Origin of the sequence: uncultured Tateyamaria sp. (assembly GCF_947496075.1) — a bacterium.
GTDB lineage: Bacteria > Pseudomonadota > Alphaproteobacteria > Rhodobacterales > Rhodobacteraceae > Tateyamaria.
The window spans coordinates 266,057-284,484 of sequence record NZ_CANMBJ010000004.1; the positions used below are offsets into that span (position 1 = coordinate 266,057).

Here is an 18,428-nt window from a genome sequence, read left to right on the forward strand (position 1 = left end):
TCAGGGATTTGAAACTTAAAAAAGTCATGTCCTTCGTCTGACGGCGAACGTTAATGCAGTTTTGGACAGGCAACGCAAAAGCCGCTACTCCAAAGGCAACATCAGTCCAGCACGAGCCAAACGATCCGTGACGTCCAAAGTCGTCCTTCACCTTTCCCACAGGTTTTCGCGAACCTTTTATCACCAGCCACACCTTGGGCTGCATGCGCGTATTCAGGATTTGATCGCGGCAAGAGGGGGCAACATCGAGGTGCGCAGTCGCGACGAACGCCTGCGCGATCCGCTTAGAACGGATTGGTCCGACCTGCTGGAATCGGATTGCTTACACATCGTCGAAAACGGACTGGTCCAACAACCAGGCGTGCTGAACACTACACTCGCTTAACTGCCGCCGTTCTACCATCTTGATCCGCGCGGCGTGCTGGCCCACAGCTCTGCCGGGCATGCCCGTTTTGATCCAGCGACAATCGATCAAGGGCAAGCACAAAAACTCTGGGACAATCTGCAACACCGTTTTGTTGAAAGAAGGTGGTCTCGCTATGACCAGCCGAAAGAGCGTAGCGCAATCCCGGAAGGTTGTGTTGCCATCTTCCTCCAAGGTGACACACCACAACGTTGGGGCACCGCACATTGCGATCCTGAGGTCATGGTGCGCAGTGTCGCCGCTCAGGCAAAGGATCGGCCGGTGGTGATCAAGGCGCACCCGTCTTTCAACCCCAAGGCTGAACAGCAGATGATCCATGCCCTGCAAGCCGAAGGTTTGAAACTGATCCCAACACACGCAAACATCCACGACATCTTGGCTGCGTGCTCTGTCACAGTAACATTTAATTCGGCCGTGGCACTGGAAGGTTTCCTTCATCACAAGCCCGCCATTCTGTTCGGCAAGTCGGACTTCCACCACGTATGCGAAACAGTAATCGATCCCGAAAAATTCCACGACCATCTTACTCGTGCGCTGTCTGCGCAACATGATTACCAACATTTTCTGTACTGGTACTTCAGCACCTTTTGCCTCGCCCTCGACCACCCCAATTTGGACATGGATATCCTTCAGGTCTTCACGAATCAGGGTTTTTCACCGGACCGGCTGGGCTTGCGCGCTGCCCCGTAGGAATTCGAACCTGCATCCACCGAAATCAGTGCGGCGAAGACATTAACCCGTTATTTGAAAGATCGTCCCGGTGTCCGATCGGTTCGTATTCTCGAAACGCTCAAATTCTCAGCCAAAAGTTGGGTGTTCAGCACAAAGCTGAATGGCGAAAAGGTCGTGATCAAGCGCTTCTTCAACGAGGCTCGCGCACACACGGTACGCAGTTTGAACGGCGAACTATTCAGACTGGAAAAAACGTTTGCTGATAGCGACTGTCAAGCGAACCGTTGCCTGATGGCATGGCCCGAGGACGGGATCGCAATCCTGTCACACGCTCCTGGTCCTCGGCTTGATAAGAAAATTGCAGGTGCGCAAGGGCGCTCGCGTCAGAAACTCCTGCAACATGCAGGCCGCTGGCTCGCGACTTACCCGGGCGATCGGCGACGCAGCTCAACCTTCGGGCCGGGGTTCTGGATCAAGCGCTGTTTGTCCCGCGATCACGATGCAATTGCGCCGGAGGACCGTGCCCTCCTCGATCGGATGATCGCCGCGCTGCGCGTCCAGAAGGATCACGTCAAAGGATGTTCAGTGGTTCAAGCCGCCTCACACGGAGACTATGTGGGCATGAATGCGCACTACCACCGCGGCACCATCTGTGGCGTCGACGTCCAGGGAGAATACTGGGGTGCCTTGGCGCGCGAAGCGGCGCGGTTCCTTGTTTGGCAACAAATCCACGATAGCGCCCGACCCAGCGAGCGGACCCACGGGTTGGCAACGCAGGATGTTCAGGCTTTCCTGTCCAGTGGCGTCCTGCCACAGATCGAACATGACACAACCTTCCCCTTCTTTGCAGGCGAACAACTCTATGGCCGATTTGTCGAGGATTATCACCGCACCGATATTCGGGCGAACACACGGGCAGCAATGACAAGCTATCTGAGCCAACACTGCAAATAAAAACGGCGCCACATCGGGCGCCGTCTTCAAACTCTACCGGTCTGGCCCGGATCAGACCTTGCCCTTCCACGGGATCAGCCAGTTTTCCAAGGCACGCATACCAACTTCGATGGCAAAACCGATCACACCGATGATGATGATGCCGACGATGATGATGTCGGTCAGCTGAAACTTGGACGCCGTCACGATCATCTTGCCGAGGCCAACATTGGCGGCAACAAGCTCTGCCGCAACAACAGTGCCCCAACACACCCCCATCGCCACCCGCGCACCGGTGAAGATATCGGGCAGCGAGTTGGGAACAATGACCTTGGACAGAATCTGCCATTTCGACGCGCCCAATGAATAGGCCGCATGGACCTTTGAAATGGCCACACCGGAAACACCGGACCGCGCTGCGATAATCATGATCCACAATGCCGCTAGGAACAGCAAGACAACCTTACCGACCTCACCAATCCCGAACCAGATGATGATCAGCGGGATCAAGGCAAGGGGCGGAATGGGGCGCATGAACTCGACAATCGGATCAAACCAACCCCGCGCCCAGCCCGTCAGACCCATCGCATAACCGATCGGGACACCGACAATTGCACCGATGAGAAACCCTAGAACAACACGCTTCAACGAAAACCAGGTGTGCTCAAGCAGGGTGTAGCCTTGATAGCCTTCCTTGTTCAGCCAGATGAAGCGCTGGAACACGACTTCGGGTGCAGGCAGGTACAGACGTGCCATGCGCAGACCCACAGCAGGCTCGAACGTGGGCGTACCCTTGTCCGTCAGACCAATTGTGCCTTCGCCCACCTTGATCGACTCGCCCGGCGCGATAGGCTCCCCATTGATGGCAACGATAGACGAACCGTCTCTCTTCGACACCTCGTCATTGGCCCAAACGTTGACCACCTTGAACGAATAGCGCGCGACGGTCAGGCTGTCATTCTTGGCAAACCCGTCACCCGGCTCGACTTCGGGCGCTTCGGGTTCGCGTCCCGGGTTACCCTCATCATCAAGGGTTTGTTGAATGTCCTCACGATAAACCCGCATCGTGACAGTCGCGTCGTCGGTGGTGCCATCTTCCAGCTGTGCTGTGTAGGTAAAGCTCATGTCACCCGAGAACGGCCCTGGAAATTTGGGCAACGGAATAACAGAGTTGGTGAACGCCACCCACAACCAAAACACCGTGATGACCGAGATGACTGAGGCCACTCGGTTTGCCGTAATCGCGCTTTCGTCACCAAAGGTAACGGTCTTCAGCTTGTTAAAGCCCTTCTTTTCAAAGGCGCTTTTGAACACGGCCTTTGCGAGGAAGAACGATCCAAAAAATGCGCCAACATACAGCGCAAGAACAAGTAACCCAGTCATGCGCTTTCCTCCGTACGGCCCATAATCTCTTCTTCCATGTTCCAGATCATCTCGAGAATTTCTTCCCGCGTCGGCCCATAGTCTTTGTGCTTCTTGACTTCACGTAGATCGTTGCCGACGCCCATATCCGCAAATGGCAGGCGGTATTCTTTGTGCACACGACCAGGACGCGGGGCCATCACCAGCAGGCGTTCGCCCAACAGCAACGCCTCTTCGACGGAGTGCGTAATCAGAATGATCGTCTTGCCCGTATCCTTCCACAGGTCCAGCACAAGGCTCTGCATCTTTTCTCGGGTCAGCGCGTCCAACGCGCCCAAGGGTTCGTCCATAAGGATGACATCGGGGTCATTTGCCAGACAACGGGCCAAGGCCACACGTTGCTGCATCCCGCCGGACAGTTCGTAAACCGCCTTTTCCTTGAAGTCCTGCAGGCCAACCACGTCCAGAAGGTGTTCCACCTTCTCCTTGCTTTCGGCGCGGCTCATGCCCTTCATGTCAGGGCCAAAACTCACGTTGTCCCGCACGCTCATCCATTCAAACAGCGCGCCTTGCTGGAACACCATGCCGCGTTCCGGACCGGGGCCGTGCACCACTTCTTCGTTCAGCTGAATGTTGCCTTCGGTGGGGGCGAGAAAGCCCGCAACAATGTTCAGAAGCGTGGTTTTACCACAGCCCGAAGGGCCAAGCACGCTCATCAGTTCACCGGATTTGATGTCCAGCGTCACGTTCTTCAACGCCTGCACATGCCCGCCATTCGGCAGATCAAAGCGCATCGAAATATCATTTATGAGAAGTCCAGACAATTGGTGCCCCCTCTTGCCAGGGTGGGTCGCTCTGAGGTCAGAGCGAAAAAGGGTGGGCACTATATCCAGTGCCCACCCCGAAACAAAACGTGATTACTCAGCAGCCGAAAGAGGCTCTGCGTTCACGTTGTCTGTGTAGGAAGCTTTCGCCGCGTCGATCGAACCAGATGCAACAAAGACGTCCGCGACACCCTTCATAAAGGTCGCCGCGTTGCCACCCAGCCATGCACTGCTCAGCTGGTCATCAACAGTTGGGAAGACAAAAGTCGACAACGTGGCCGCCGCGTCATCTTCGGACATACCAGCGTCTTTCGCGATCACAGGCAGCATCTTGGCGTGGTTCGCTTCATCAGCCCACATCGCATTGGCCGCTGCCGTCACCGACAGGAACTGCGACACAAGCTCAGCTTCCTGAGCAACAAAGGATGTCGGACCGGTTGTCGCGTCGAACACCAGAATGCCCAGCTCGGTTTTTTCCGCGCCGGTCAGCAGTACGTTGCCCGAGTTCAGCATGCGGCGCAGCGCACCACCCCAGCCACAGGCCATGTCGACCGCACCCTGGCTCAGCGCTGCTTCGCCCTCCTGCGGTGCCATGTCGACAACCTCAAGGCTATCGAGGGAGACGTTGAAGTGCTCCATCTGCTTAAGGAAGCCGTAGTGGGCCGCGGTGCCCAGCGGAACAGCTACTTTCTTACCAGCGAGCTCGGCAGTACTGTCCTTGTCAATTTCGAGGTCGGCGCGCACGACGCAGTTGTCGTTGTCCGCGTAGGACACAGCCACGTCCAGCACCTGCAGGTCCTGACCGGCAGAGGCCGCGACCACGAAGGGCGGGATGCCTTGGCTTACGGACAGCTGAACGTCACCCGACGCCATGGCCGCCGACATCGCGGTACCTGTGTCGAAGCTCACCCAGTTGATCTTGGTGCCACCCATGGCTTCTTCATACATGCCGGTTTCTTTGGCGAACTGGAAAGGCATCGGCCATTCCAGGAAGTAGGCAACCGTGATTTCACCACCATGGCCCGCTGCCACGGCGCCCTGTGCGCCGGTCAGCATCGCGGTGGCTGCCACAGCACCCATCAGCTTTGTCTTGAATGTCATCTTAGTACTCCCGTGTTTTCCACGAACCTGTCAGGTCCGTTTTTTGGATCATGTCGGGCGGTGTTCCGCCTCTGGTCGCACGCGGCCTGCCGCGGCGCTGGCGTGATCCGAGCCGATAATCTCGCCCGGATCAACGTAAAATCGGGACTTCTGTCATAATTCTGTGCAGGTGAACCAAGTCTTTCGGATTCCCAAATTCCGGGCAGCCCCATGAAAACAAGGGGATTTCGAACGGCACCCTTACAAAGATACACCCAAAGCCACATCAACTGGCTTTACTTGTCGGCACAAACTGGCCCTACTGTTACGACCAGATTCTCAGCGATTGTACGCGTCAGCAAGCTTGATTGGCCCTTTGTTTCATGGGCCGCACTCTCTCTCGAAAGGTTGACCCCATGGACGGTACGTTCAACGAAAACGATATGAGCCGCGTGATCGAAGCCGACCGCGCAAATGTTTGGCACCATTTGGTACAGCACCAACCCTTTTTTACCGGTGCTGATCCCAAGATCATCATTGAGGGTAAGGGCCTGCGTGTCTGGGATCAAAAGGGTATCGAGCACATTGATGCGGTGTCCGGTGGTGTCTGGACGGTAAACGTGGGCTATGGCCGCGAGTCGATGGGCGACGCCGTGCGCGACGCCATCGTCAAAATGAACTTCTTCGGCGGCACCGTAGGCTCGATCCCTGGTGCGCTCTTTGCCGAGAAGCTGCTGACCAAGATGCCCGGGCTCGACCGCGTCTACTACGCCAACTCCGGGTCCGAAGCGAATGAGAAAGCCTTCAAGATGGTCCGGCAGATCGCCCACAAGCGCTATGGCGGCAAGAAGCACAAGATTCTCTACCGCGACCGCGACTACCACGGTACGACCATCGCGTGCCTGTCCGCCGGTGGACAGGACGAACGCAACGCACAATACGGCCCCTACACCCCCGGCTTCATCCGCGTGCCCCACTGCCTTGAATATCGCAAGCACGAACAGGACGGCGCGCCTGACGCAAACTACGGCGAATGGGCGGCAAACCAGATCGAAGAGATCATCCTGCGCGAAGGCCCCGACACCGTGGGTGCGCTTTGCCTCGAACCCGTCACCGCAGGCGGTGGTGTGATCGTGCCCCCCGAAGGCTATTGGGAGCGGGTGCAGGAGATCTGCAAGAAATATGACATCCTACTGCACATCGACGAGGTTGTCTGTGGTGTGGGCCGCACCGGCACATGGTTCGGTTACCAGCACTACGGCATCAAACCGGACATGGTGACGATGGCCAAAGGCGTCGCCTCGGGCTACGCCGCCATCTCGTGCCTTGCGACGACCAACGAAGTCTTCGACATGTTCAAGGACGACACCAGCGATCCGATGAACTACTTCCGCGATATCTCCACCTTCGGCGGCTGCACGGCAGGCCCAGCGGCGGCGCTCGAAAACATGCGGATCATCGAGGATGAGAACCTGCTCGAAAACACCACCGCCATGGGCGACTACATGCTCGACAAGCTGGCCGAGCTGAAAGACAAGCACGCCGTCATTGGCGACGTGCGTGGCAAGGGTCTGTTCCTTGGGGCCGAACTGGTCAAAGACCGCAACAGCCGCGACCCAGCGGATGAGAAAATGGTACAGGCGGTTGTCGGCGACTGCATGAAGCAAGCCGTCGTGATCGGAGCGACCAACCGCTCCCTGCCCGGCAAGAACAACACACTGTGTTTCTCACCCGCACTGATCGCGACCAAAGACGATATCGACCAGATCGTCGGTGCGGTGGATGGTGCACTCACACGTGTGTTTGGCTGATCAAACTCAAAAAGCTTAGTAGAAAGGCGGGGGAGACCCCGCCTTTTTTTGTTGGATGGCGATGCGCGTCCCGCGAACATTGTAACAAGCGCAACAGTGAGTGAACAACACCGGTCAATACCACGTGAAGGCGGCCAGACATCCCCTGTTCCTCTTGTTTTGAACAACCACAGATATACCTTCAATCGATAACAAAAAAATAAGCGCCAGCGCATGGCGCCACATTAACTGGAGGAATTAATGACTGCTTTGCTCAAACTGAAGGGCGTCAAAGCCCTTGCGTTCGCCAGTGTGATCGGCCTGGTCGGTACTGTTGCTTCCGCCCAAGACAAGAGCGACTGGCCCGACAGCTTTTCCGTCGGCACAGCCAGCCAGGGTGGCACATACTTCGTGTACGGTGCCGGATGGGCCAATATGGTGTCCGAAGCGCTGGGTATCCCCGGAGGCACAGAGGTGACCGGCGGACCTGTCCAGAACGCCGCTCTGGTGCAAACCGGTGACCTCGACATGGGTATGGTCACCATGGGTCCTGCGTTTGACGCCATCAACGGCAACAGCGCACTGGCCCCCGGCTTGAAACACGACCAGCTGCGTGCGCTCTTTCCCATGTACAAGACAGGGTTCCATGCCATGACGCTTACGAGCTCAGGCATTACCAGCTTTGCAGATATCCCGGATGGGGCCGTTGTCGGCGTTGGCCCGGCCGGAGGGACACCCGGAACCTATTGGCCGCGTATCCTCACGGATATGGGCAAAGACGTCGAGTTCCGCAATGGCGGGGCCTCTGACCTCGCCGGTCAACTTCAGGACGGTTTGATCGACGTTAAAACATGGGCAGGTGGTCTGCCCTTCCCCGCCTTCAGCCAGTTGGACGCACAAACCGACGTGACTTTCTTCGGCTTCACCGAAGAGGAACAGGCAGCCGTCATTGCATCGCAACCCGTTGCTGACTTCACGATTCCGGCCAACACCTATCCATCGCAACCCGAAGAACAGCTGAGTGTTTCCATGTGGAACTTTGCGGTTGGACATGCAGATCTGCCGGAAAGCATGGTCTACGAAATCGTCAAGACAGTGATGACAAACAACGCGAAAATGGTCGAGATCCACAAAGCCGCAGTCGAAACACTGCCCGAAAACTTCGACAAGAATACCTTCATTCCCTGGCACCCCGGTGCCGTGCGCTGGTTCGAGGAAAACGGGTTCGATATCCCGGATGAGCTGAAGGGCTAAGGCCTGGACGCCGATTGACACCGCAGGCGCACCCTGTCTGATGGCAGGGTGCGTTTTTGCATGTGCCGAGGGATACGAAAATGACCGACACGCAAGCCGCTTCTGACATCAAGTTGCCTTCAGAGGTCGACAATTCGCCAGACCTGCAAAACACAACGTGGCTGGCGAAAGTCGGTTTTTTGCTGTGCGCGCTGTACAGTGCCTGGCACCTCTACGTGCTGAACATCGCCCCGCTCGAAACATGGACATTTCGGATCATGCATGTGGCAGGGGCACTGATCCTCGGTTTTGTATTGAGTTCCGCACTTTCCGTTCGTCCGGCACAAGAAGGTGGCACACCCAGTCGGCTTCCTCGCGCTTTGGGCGCGGTCTCGCTCGTCGCCACGTCCCTTGCGCTTGGTTCTGTTCTGGCGGCCATGTGGTTCTTTGAGCCCGGACAATCCGCTCCACCTGAATGGACCATGGCCATCTTTGGCTGGACGTTGGCGGGTGGAACGCTGTTGGCTGTGGCCACCGGCTGGGTGTATCCCGCGCGCCAAAATCAACTCACCATCTCCGATATCGCACTGATCGTCGCCACGGTCGCAAGCTTCGGGTTTGTCCTGTTCAGCCTCGATACTCTGTCACTGCGCCTGCGCGCAGGCACCCCGTTTGCCGATCCGAACAATGGCTGGGCAGCCTTTATTGTCGTCGTGCTGATCGCCGAGATGACGCGACGGGTGGCGGGCATGGCGCTTGTCGTCATCGCCCTTGTGTTTGTGATCTACGCCTTCATGGGGCCGTGGATGCCCGGGTTTCTTGAACATCGCGGCTATGACCCCAAACGCTTCTTCACCTATGTGTTTACGGACAACGGTGTGTTGGGTCCAACAACGGCGGTGTCCTCCACCTACATCATCCTCTTCATCGTCTTCGCCGCTTTCCTGCAGAGCTCCAAGGTGGGCGACTATTTCGTGAACTTCTCTTTCGCCGTGGCAGGACGCGCGCGCGGCGGTCCAGCCAAAGTGTCGGTCCTCGCCTCCGGGCTGATGGGCATGATCAACGGAACATCAGCGGGCAACGTGGTCTCCACCGGGTCTTTGACCATTCCGCTGATGAAGAAGGTGGGCTACCGCCCTCAATCAGCTGGCGCGATCGAAGCGGCCGCTTCTACCGGCGGACAGATCATGCCGCCGATCATGGGTGCCGGCGCCTTCATAATGGCCGAGATCACCGGCATTCCGTACACTGAACTGGTCGTCGCAGCCCTGATCCCCGCCATCCTCTACTTCGCCTCAATCTACCTGATGGTGGATTTCGAAGCGAGCCGGACAGGCATGCGCGGCATGCGGGCAGACGAGCTGCCCAAGCTGAAGGACCTAGTGCGCCAAGTGTATCTGTTCCTGCCCATCGTCATCCTGATCGGGGCGCTTTTTGCAGGTTACTCCGTGATCCGGGCAGGGACACTTGCCATTGCCAGTGCGGCAGTCGTCAGTTGGCTGACGCCATACCGCATGGGCCCACGTCAGATTTATGAGGCACTTGGCCTTGGCGGGCGCATGTGCATCCAGATCATAACCGTTTGCGCCTGTGCTGGTCTGATCGTTGGGGTCATTTCGCTCACAGGGGTCGGCGCGCGCTTTTCCAACCTGCTGTTCGATCTGGCTCAGCAAAGCACGCTTCTTGCGCTCATCTTTGCCATGATGATCGCCATCATTTTGGGTATGGGCATGCCGACAACTGCGGCCTACGCGGTTGCCGCCTCTGTCGTGGCCCCGGGCCTGATCGAGATCGGGATCGAGCCTTTGGTTGCACATTTCTTCGTGTTCTATTTCGCAGTGGTCTCTGCCATCACACCGCCCGTTGCCCTGGCAGCCTATGCAGGTGCGGCCATTGCCGGGTCAGAACCGATGCGCACCTCGGTCACCAGCTTCAAGGTCGGCCTTGCCGCTTTCATTGTGCCGTTCATGTTCTTTTACAGCCCCGGCCTACTGATGGAGGCACCGTGGTACATCATCCTCCGCAACATGGTGACGGCGCTGGTTGGGGTCTACATGTTGGCAGGCTCCGTACAGGGCTGGTTTATCGGACCGGCCGGACCAGTGATCCGCCTGATCCTCCTTGCCGGTGCGCTGTGCATGATCTCAGGGTCCTGGCAAACCGACCTGATCGGGATCGCCATCGGTGGCACACTACTGTTCCGCGGATTGCAGATCAGCCGAAAAACGGCCTGAGGTTGCGGGGCGGCTCTTACTCCGCAACAAATCGTGTAACGCTCGGGGACTGCACATATCCACCGCGTGTCTGAGGGGTTTTGATACCAAGGACGTTCCCCGCGATTTGTGTACGCAGGATCTGTGCCGTTCCCCCACCAATGGTGAACATCCGCACGTCACGATACATCCGTTCCAACGGTTCGCGCTCGCTGTAGCCGCGCGCGCCAAACATCTGAAGCGCGTCACTGACGACTTTGATTGCCATCTCAGACGCAAAGAGCTTGGCCCGCGCCGCCGCTGTCATATCTGGAAAGAGACTGCCGTCAGGACCGCGTGACCGGGCAGCATCATGCAACATCAAACGCGCTGCGTGCACCTGAGTGTCCATGTCCGCAAGCATCCATTGCAGTCCCTGGAATTCAGCCAGCGGGCGGCCAAACTGCTCCCGCTCGAGCAGGTACCGCTGCGCATGGCCCAGCGCTCCTGCCGCGACGCCCATTGCAATCGTGCCAGCACCGACGCGTTGCGAGTTGTACGCGTTCATCAGATCGGCAAACCCACGTCGCAAACCTGACGGCGGGACAAGAAGCCATTTCTCATCCACCTCCACATCCTCGAAACACAGTTCGGCCTCTGGCATCCCGCACAAACCCATTGTGCGCTCGCGCCCCATAACGTGAAAACCGTCGGGCACGTCTCCAGCCACGTGATCGGCAAAAACAATGAACCCACCGATACCAAGGTCGGTCCCTGCCTCGTCCAACACCCGGGCAAAGACCAGATGAAGCTTTGACACGCCACCCCCGGTGATCCAATGCTTCGTACCGTTCAAGATATATGAGGCGCCGCTCTTGCGCGCGGTTGTGCGCATTTCCGTGGCTGCACTCCCCGCATCCGGTTCCGTGATACAAATTGCAGGTTTATCTCCAGCGAGCACATACGGCGCACAGAAGGCTTTCTGCGCATTCGTCCCGTGTGCCATGACGGCGCTGATCCCGCCCATGTTGGCTTCGACGACGACACGCGCTGTCAGGGTGCAGACCTTGGCGATCTCTTCGACAACCATGGACACATCAAGGAAATTCGCGCCCCGCCCACCAAACTCTTGCGGGATGGACATGCCCATGATCCCCGCATCCGCAAGCTCTTTCACATTCTGCCAGCAATAGCTGCGGGTCGTGTCCCAATGGGCCGCACGCCTTTCAAAACCGGGCGCCAATTCCTTTGCAACGTCAACAAGCGGATGTGTCATGGAAGGGTCCCTCGGCTTTTGCGCCAAGGGTACGCTTGCAAAAGTTCAGAGCAATCGAATAAGATTTAATAACATATTCAGAGACTCTGAACTTATGCAGACACGCGCGCTCAGAAGCCTGGTCAAGATTTCAACGGTTGGATCATTCGCCAAGGCAGCAGATCAGTTAAACATGACGCTCCCAGCGCTCTCCATGCAGATGAAAGCATTGGAGAGCGAATTGGCGGTGGAGCTTTTTGACAGGTCCGTGCGCCCACCGCGTCTGACACCCATTGGACGGTCCGTCGTTCATGAGGCAGCCGCGCTGTTACAAACAGAGGACAGCCTTATTGAACTCTGCCGCCCAAGCGATTCATTGGTTGGGCGGTTCAGGCTCGGCTTCATCACAACAGCGGCGGTGCGGCTGCTGCCCGGCTTCTTGGACAACGCACAAAAGAATGCGCCACGTGCGACATTCGAATTCGAGACTGGCCTCTCAAGAACCCTGCAGAACAGGGTTCTTGCTGGCCAGATCGATGCGGCCGTGCTGACCGATGCTGATGGCCTACCGAACGAACTGTCAGCAACCGTTATCCGCGAGGAGCCTTTCGTTTTTGCAGCCCATTCCACGTTGATGGCTGACGGCATGCGCGGTCTTCTTGCCAAACACCCGTTCTTCCATTTCATGCCAGACACCGGCATTGGAAAACTCATCGCCAACGAAATGGCGCGACATGATCGCCAAACAGCCGCCAATACGGTTGTTCTGGACAATCTCGAAGCCATTATGGAGTGCGTCACGAACGGGCTTGGCTTCACGTTGCTTCCCGAACCGGATGTGGACCGCTATCGAACCGGGTCAGTGCAAAAGATACCTTTACCGAAGCCGCTTCGCCGGGTTCTTGTATTGGCAACCTTGCGACAAGGCGCGCTGTCCTCACGAACAGATACCTTGGCATCGTTGTTGGACAGCACGCACGTGTATAACGCCCATACCAGCCGTTGAAGCCGAAAGTTGACGCCTGAGCTGGTTGTTCCAAGACCTTGCCCTTCGTGAGAATCATAACCTGCGCAAGGCATACTAGTGATCGCGCTAAGCATCTTGCATTTCCGCGGCGATAATGATACAAATTATCTCATTAATTGCAATTGCTGCATGTAAGCACTAGTGCGGACGCTTTTCTTTTCGCTGCACTTTAATGCCAGATTGATTTCTGATTAGGTCCAGAATACCCTACAGGCATGGCACTCCCAGTCGAAACATTCTTCTTACAGCCCGGACATCAGGGCACGCTGCAAAGCCAGGTGCAGCAGATGATCGCACATGGCATACTGTCTGGGCGCTTCGGATCGGGTGAAAAACTGCCCTCTACCCGCAAACTGGCCACCCATCTGGGCATCAGTCGGATCACGGTGACGCTTGCGTATACTGAACTCGTCGCCTCGGACTACCTGACCGCACGCGGACGTTCGGGCTACTACGTGTCAGCAAATGCACCCGTCCCGCCAAGCTACCAGCCACAACCGGCGTCAGGCGATGCAGTGGACTGGACACGCGCCATTGGACAGCGCTTTTCAGGCGGGCACACGCTCAGCAAACCGCAGGATTGGGCGCGGTTCAAATACCCCTTCATCTATGGGCAAACAGACCCGCAACTTTTTGACCACGCAAACTGGCGCCAATGTGCGTTGCAGGCACTGGGGCAAAGAGACTTTGCGGCCCTGACATCCGACTACTTTGATCAGGACGATCCACAGCTTATCGAGTTTATCCAGCGCAACACCCTGCCCCGCCGCGGCATCTCAGCCAACGCCGACGAAATCCTTATCACACTTGGCGCACAGAATGCGCTATGGCTGGCCGCGCAAATCCTACTAACCCAACGCCGAACCGCCGCATTCGAAGACCCCTGCTATCCGGCTCTGCGCGAGATTCTGAACCAATCCCGCTGCCACCTTGCACCAGTGCGCGTGGATCGGGACGGACTGCCGCCAGACGGCATTCCCCCGGATACGGACGTTATCTTTTCTACACCCAGCCACCAATGCCCGACCACCTCGACGATGCCCGTGGCGCGCAGGCAGGCCCTGCTGGACCGCGCACGCGAGTTGGACGCCCTGATTGTCGAAGATGATTACGAGTTTGAGATGTCGTTTCTCAACCCGCCCTCACCAGCGCTCAAGTCCATGGATACAGACGGGCGCGTGATCTATGTGGGCAGCTTCTCCAAGTCGCTGTTCCCAGGGCTGCGTCTGGGCTATCTTGTTGGCTCGGAGCCCTTTGTACGCGAAGCCCGCGCACTGCGCACATCCGTCCTGCGCCACCCGCCGGGTCACATTCAACGCACTGCGGCCTACTTCCTTTCAATGGGCCACTACGATGCACAAATCCGCAAGATGGGAGCAGCGTTGCACGTCCGCCGGGATGCAATGCAAGCCGCCATCGAAACCCACGGACTGGAGATCGCAGGCCAGGGCGCTTTTGGCGGTTCTTCCTACTGGATGCGCGCACCAAATGGAGTGGATACACGCGAGCTGACGCAACGCCTGCAAGAGACAGGCGTACTGATTGAACCGGGGCACGCTTTCTTTTCCGGGGATGATCAACCCAAGGGCTTCTACCGCCTTGGATACTCCTCAATTCACGTCGATCGGATCAAGGATGGAATTGGACTGATCGCACAAGCACTGCCACACTAGCCTGGACTTATTCGGAGATCACAACTGGCCCTAACCCAGCGTCCACCACAACAGTAACGTCTGTTGCAACATTTCCGGGGCGATTCGACGCCCCCGCCTCTATTGGAGACTGCCCCATGAAGATGACCACCGAAGAAGCATTCGTGAAGTGCCTGCAGCGCCACGGGATTGAGCACGCCTTTGGCATTATCGGCTCGGCCATGATGCCCATTTCCGACATCTTCCCCGATGCGGGCATCCAATTCTGGGACTGCGCCCACGAAGGGTCCGCCGGCATGATGTCTGACGGCTACACACGCGCCACCGGCAAGATGTCGATGATGATCGCGCAGAACGGGCCCGGCATCACCAACTTCGTGACGGCTGTAAAAACCGCTTACTGGAACCACACACCGCTGCTGCTGGTCACACCACAGGCTGCGAACAAAACCATTGGTCAGGGCGGTTTCCAGGAAGTCGAACAGATGAAACTGTTCGAAGACATGGTTTCCTATCAGGAAGAAGTCCGTGATCCGACCCGTGTCGCCGAAGTTCTGACCCGTGTGATAAGCCAGGCCAAGCGTCTGTCCGGTCCGGCTCAGATCAACATCCCGCGCGACTTCTGGACCCAAGTCGTGGACATCGAAATTCCCGACCCCATCGAATTCGAAGCGTCCCCCGGCGGTCAAAACTCGGTTGCCGAAGCGGCGGCCATCCTGTCCGCGGCGAAGAACCCCGTCATCCTGAACGGCGCTGGCGTTGTCCTGTCCAAGGGTGGTCTCGCAGCCTCGCAAGAACTGGCCGAGCGTCTGACAGCACCCGTCTGCGTGGGCTACCAGCACAACGACGCGTTCCCCGGCAACCACCCGCTGTTCGCTGGCCCGCTGGGCTACAACGGCTCCAAGGCCGGTATGCAGCTGATCTCGGAAGCGGACGTTGTTCTGTGCCTTGGCACGCGCCTCAACCCGTTCTCGACCCTGCCCGGCTACGGCATAGACTACTGGCCCACGGATGCGAAAATCATCCAGGTCGACATCAACCCCGACCGCATCGGCCTGACCAAGAAGGTCACCGTGGGCATCGTGGGTGACGCGGCCAAAGTGGCGAACGGCATCCTGTCGCAACTGGCGGATGATGCAGGCGACGCGGGCCGCGACGCACGCAAGGACAAGATCGCTCAGACAAAATCGGCATGGGCTCAAGAGCTAACGTCGATGACAGAAGAGCAGGACGATCCCGGCACCAACTGGAACGAGCGTGCCCGCGCAGCGAAACCTGACTGGATGGCCCCGCGCATGGCGTGGCGTGCGATCCAAGCCGCTCTGCCGGTCGAAGCCATCATCTCCTCCGACATCGGCAACAACTGCGCCATCGGCAACGCCTATCCCTCCTTCGAAGAGGGCCGGAAATACCTAGCGCCTGGCCTGTTTGGTCCTTGCGGCTACGGCCTGCCCGCCATCGTGGGGGCGAAGATCGGCCAGCCTGACGTTCCGGTTGTCGGCTTTGCCGGTGACGGTGCCTTTGGTATCGCGGTGAACGAATTGACAGCGATCGGCCGTGGCGAATGGCCTGCCATCACGCAGATCGTCTTCCGCAACTACCAGTGGGGCGCGGAGAAGCGGAACTCGACCCTGTGGTTCGACGACAACTTCGTCGGCACCGAGCTGGATGAACAAGTGTCCTATGCCGGTATCGCGAATGCCTGTGGTTTGAAGGGCGTTGTGGCCCGGACCCAGGAAGAACTGACAGCCGCGCTGAACCAGGCGATCAAAGATCAGATGGAAAATGGCATCACCACGCTGATCGAAGCCATGATCAACCAGGAACTGGGCGACCCGTTCCGCCGCGACGCGATGAAGAAGCCCGTAAAAGTGGCTGGCATCTCCAAAGACGATATGGTTCCGCAAACTGTGGCCTAATCTGCTAAGACCCGAGGGGATGGGCACGCGCCCGTCCCCTCTTTTTCATTTTTGAAAGGTGGTTTCGTGCCCCAATCCTTCCTGTCTGACGCCACAGCAATTGCACCTGCGCACATCATCGAAATGGCGCAAAAGGCGGCCAGCCCCCGCGTGGCCATTGCCCGCGCCGGTGCGCCCCTGCCGATGCTGGCAGCCAAGGAAGCAACCGAAGCCAACATGATGATCCCGGTCTTCACGGGTGAGCGTCACATGATCGAGGCCGAGGCTGAAAAGCTGAATTGGGACATCTCGGGTTTCGAGCTGATCGAAGCCGAGGGCGAAGCAGCCTCTGGTGCTGCTGCCGCACTGGCCTGCGGCGAAGGCCGCGCTGATGTGTTGATGAAGGGCCAGCTCCATACCGACGCGTTCATGCGTGCCGCGGTGTCGCGCGATGCGGGCCTGCGCACAGGCCGCCGCTTTGTCCACATCTTCCACATCACTACAGCCGATGGCACCGGGTCGATCACCATCTCCGATGCTGCCGTCAACGTAAACCCGGACATCGCGACGCGTCAGGACGCAACGGCTGAGGTGGTCAAGCTGCTTCACAAGTTGGGCAATGCCCGCCCCAAGGTTGCCTTCCTGTCCGCCACCGAATCCGCCATCGAAAGCGTGCCGTCCTCCATGGAGGGCCGCGCGCTGCGCGATTGGGCGCGCGAGAATATAGCGGATGCCGATTTCTCCGGCCCACTGGCCTTTGACCTGATCATGTCCCCCAAATCCGTGGCGACCAAGAAGATGACGGACGATCCGGTTGCTGGCAAAGCCGACGCAATCATCGTGCCTGACATCGTGTCGGGCAACGGGCTATTCAAATCCTTCGTCTACCTTGCCGGTGGCTGCGCAGGCGGCATCGTCATGGGTGCCAAGGTGCCAATCCTTTTGACCTCGCGCGCGGACCCTCCCGCGGCGCGCCTGTCTTCCGTGGCCCTCGGGGCCATCATGGCCGCCGCATGATCCTTGTCGTCAATGCAGGCTCCTCCTCCATCAAGGTCGCGCTGTTCCAGCCGGACCTGACAGAAGTGATGGCAGGACAGGTCAGCGGCATTGGCGGCGCATTGGCCCACCTGACACTTGGGGACGAAGACCAGAACGTCACCGCACCCGATCATGACGCGGCACTGACAACGATCCTCGACAGCCTCACCAGACAAGGCATCACACCGGACCAGTTGACGGCAGCAGCCCACCGCGTGGTGCATGGCGGCACATCACTGGTCGACCCCTGCGTCATCGATGACACCGTGATCGCCGGGATTGAAGCCGCAACACCGCTCGCACCCCTGCACAACCCAAAGAACCTCGCCGGCATCCGCGCCCTGCAAACCCTCGCACCCGCTCTGCCCCAATACGCCAGCTTCGGCACCGCGTTCCACGCGAACCAGCCCGAGGTTGCAACCACCTACGCCCTACCCAAGGAACCCCGTTCCATGGGCATCCGCCGTTACGGGTTCCACGGCCTCAGCTACGCCTGGATTGTCACGCAATTCGGCGACGCGCTGCCCGAGCGGCTGCTTGCTTTCCATCTCGGCTCCGGCGCCTCGCTATGCGCCATTCACAACGGCACCTCGGTCGCGACATCCATGGGCTACTCCCCTCTGGACGGACTGACGATGTGCACGCGCTCTGGTGCCATCGACGGCATGGCCGTCCTGCGGCTGGCCGAGATCTATGGCGCCGACGAAGCCGCACATATGCTCAACCACGAAAGCGGGCTCAAAGGCTTGGGTGGCAGCAATGACATGCGCCTCCTCTTGGCCGCTGACACCGACGCCGCGCAGCTTGCCGTCGATCACTTCTGCTACTGGGCGGCCCGCCACGCTGGGTCAGCCATTGTCGCCATGGGCGGCCTCGACGCCGTCGCCTTTACAGGCGGCATCGGTGAAAACGCCGAACCCATTCGCACCCGTATCATGGAGCACCTCAGCCTTTTTGGTGATGTCCCGGTACACGTGGTCAAAGCCGACGAAGAACGCCAGATCGCAACCGACGCACGCGCCCTGATGCAAGGGGCACCGCCGTGACA

At 58.4% G+C, this 18,428-nt stretch carries 14 protein-coding genes; 10 read left to right on the top strand and 4 right to left on the bottom strand.

The annotated features are described in order from the left end of the window. Positions 1-418: 418 nt before the first annotated feature. Both Q1A51_RS13755 and Q1A51_RS13760 read left to right on the top strand, forming a co-directional pair. The gene (locus Q1A51_RS13755; RefSeq protein ID WP_299599925.1) at positions 419-1,114 is read left to right on the top strand and encodes a hypothetical protein; all 696 of its coding nucleotides are present in this window, start codon (positions 419-421) and stop codon (positions 1,112-1,114) included. 273 nt (positions 1,115-1,387) lie between these two features. Next, positions 1,388-2,050, top strand: a complete 663-nt coding sequence (locus tag Q1A51_RS13760) for a hypothetical protein (RefSeq protein WP_299599926.1) — start codon at positions 1,388-1,390, stop codon at positions 2,048-2,050. Between the two features lie 51 nt (positions 2,051-2,101). Here Q1A51_RS13760 and Q1A51_RS13765 read toward each other — a convergent pair whose 3' ends face one another. From Q1A51_RS13765 to Q1A51_RS13775, 3 genes are all read right to left on the bottom strand, one after another. Beyond that, complete coding sequence (locus Q1A51_RS13765) at positions 2,102-3,412, bottom strand: ABC transporter permease subunit (RefSeq protein ID WP_299208726.1); 1,311 nt, start codon at positions 3,410-3,412, stop codon at positions 2,102-2,104. Further along, on the bottom strand, positions 3,409-4,215 hold the full coding sequence (locus Q1A51_RS13770; RefSeq protein WP_299208729.1) for an ABC transporter ATP-binding protein: 807 nt from the start codon (positions 4,213-4,215) through the stop codon (positions 3,409-3,411). Before Q1A51_RS13770 ends, Q1A51_RS13765 begins: the two co-directional genes overlap by 4 nt. Positions 4,216-4,308: 93 nt before the next feature. Then, entirely contained in the window at positions 4,309-5,316 is a 1,008-nt protein-coding gene (locus Q1A51_RS13775) for an ABC transporter substrate-binding protein (protein WP_299599927.1), read from the bottom strand. Positions 5,317-5,711: 395 nt separating this feature from the next. Here Q1A51_RS13775 and Q1A51_RS13780 point away from each other — a divergent pair, with 395 nt between their 5' ends. The 3 genes from Q1A51_RS13780 (at position 5,712) to Q1A51_RS13790 (ending at position 10,552) form a co-directional block, all read left to right on the top strand. Continuing rightward, on the top strand, positions 5,712-7,106 hold the full coding sequence (locus Q1A51_RS13780; protein ID WP_299601099.1) for an aminotransferase class III-fold pyridoxal phosphate-dependent enzyme: 1,395 nt from the start codon (positions 5,712-5,714) through the stop codon (positions 7,104-7,106). Between the two features lie 240 nt (positions 7,107-7,346). Beyond that, on the top strand, positions 7,347-8,339 hold the full coding sequence (locus tag Q1A51_RS13785; RefSeq protein ID WP_299546679.1) for a TAXI family TRAP transporter solute-binding subunit: 993 nt from the start codon (positions 7,347-7,349) through the stop codon (positions 8,337-8,339). Positions 8,340-8,419: 80 nt separating this feature from the next. Continuing rightward, entirely contained in the window at positions 8,420-10,552 is a 2,133-nt protein-coding gene (locus Q1A51_RS13790) for a TRAP transporter permease (protein WP_299599928.1), read from the top strand. Positions 10,553-10,568: 16 nt separating this feature from the next. On the opposite strand, the gene acdA is transcribed toward Q1A51_RS13790, so the two are convergent. Continuing rightward, a complete protein-coding gene (gene acdA, locus Q1A51_RS13795; protein WP_299599929.1) occupies positions 10,569-11,786 on the bottom strand; it encodes a 3-sulfinopropanoyl-CoA desulfinase in 1,218 nt (405 codons plus the stop codon). Positions 11,787-11,880: 94 nt separating this feature from the next. On the opposite strand from acdA, the gene Q1A51_RS13800 reads away from it, so the two are divergent. The 5 genes from Q1A51_RS13800 to Q1A51_RS13820 all read left to right on the top strand — a co-directional run bounded on the left by Q1A51_RS13800 (position 11,881) and on the right by Q1A51_RS13820 (position 18,426). Next, positions 11,881-12,771 carry a LysR family transcriptional regulator gene (locus Q1A51_RS13800; protein ID WP_299599930.1) on the top strand — a complete coding sequence of 297 codons (891 nt, stop codon included), beginning with the start codon at positions 11,881-11,883 and terminating at the stop codon, positions 12,769-12,771. Between the two features lie 236 nt (positions 12,772-13,007). Further along, positions 13,008-14,465, top strand: a complete 1,458-nt coding sequence (locus Q1A51_RS13805; RefSeq protein WP_299599931.1) for a PLP-dependent aminotransferase family protein — start codon at positions 13,008-13,010, stop codon at positions 14,463-14,465. 116 nt (positions 14,466-14,581) lie between these two features. Beyond that, positions 14,582-16,363: a sulfoacetaldehyde acetyltransferase gene (xsc, locus tag Q1A51_RS13810; protein ID WP_299208753.1), complete on the top strand. Its 1,782-nt coding sequence runs from the start codon at positions 14,582-14,584 to the stop codon at positions 16,361-16,363. A 66-nt stretch (positions 16,364-16,429) separates the two neighbouring features. Next, positions 16,430-17,359, top strand: a complete 930-nt coding sequence (locus Q1A51_RS13815) for a phosphate acyltransferase (protein ID WP_299599932.1) — start codon at positions 16,430-16,432, stop codon at positions 17,357-17,359. Then, on the top strand, positions 17,356-18,426 hold the full coding sequence (locus Q1A51_RS13820; RefSeq protein WP_299671382.1) for an acetate kinase: 1,071 nt from the start codon (positions 17,356-17,358) through the stop codon (positions 18,424-18,426). Before Q1A51_RS13815 ends, Q1A51_RS13820 begins: the two co-directional genes overlap by 4 nt. The last annotated feature ends 2 nt before the right edge of the window (positions 18,427-18,428 follow it).

Coding starts and splice junctions, on each gene's coding strand:
- Q1A51_RS13760 (WP_299599926.1), top strand. CDS start 1,388: ATGGCATGGCCCGAGGACGGGATCGCAATCCTGTCACACGCTCCTGGT.
- Q1A51_RS13765 (WP_299208726.1), bottom strand. CDS start 3,412: ATGACTGGGTTACTTGTTCTTGCGCTGTATGTTGGCGCATTTTTTGGA.
- Q1A51_RS13775 (WP_299599927.1), bottom strand. CDS start 5,316: ATGACATTCAAGACAAAGCTGATGGGTGCTGTGGCAGCCACCGCGATG.
- Q1A51_RS13780 (WP_299601099.1), top strand. CDS start 5,712: ATGGACGGTACGTTCAACGAAAACGATATGAGCCGCGTGATCGAAGCC.
- Q1A51_RS13785 (WP_299546679.1), top strand. CDS start 7,347: ATGACTGCTTTGCTCAAACTGAAGGGCGTCAAAGCCCTTGCGTTCGCC.
- Q1A51_RS13790 (WP_299599928.1), top strand. CDS start 8,420: ATGACCGACACGCAAGCCGCTTCTGACATCAAGTTGCCTTCAGAGGTC.
- acdA (WP_299599929.1), bottom strand. CDS start 11,786: ATGACACATCCGCTTGTTGACGTTGCAAAGGAATTGGCGCCCGGTTTT.
- Q1A51_RS13800 (WP_299599930.1), top strand. CDS start 11,881: ATGCAGACACGCGCGCTCAGAAGCCTGGTCAAGATTTCAACGGTTGGA.
- Q1A51_RS13805 (WP_299599931.1), top strand. CDS start 13,008: ATGGCACTCCCAGTCGAAACATTCTTCTTACAGCCCGGACATCAGGGC.
- xsc (WP_299208753.1), top strand. CDS start 14,582: ATGAAGATGACCACCGAAGAAGCATTCGTGAAGTGCCTGCAGCGCCAC.
- Q1A51_RS13820 (WP_299671382.1), top strand. CDS start 17,356: ATGATCCTTGTCGTCAATGCAGGCTCCTCCTCCATCAAGGTCGCGCTG.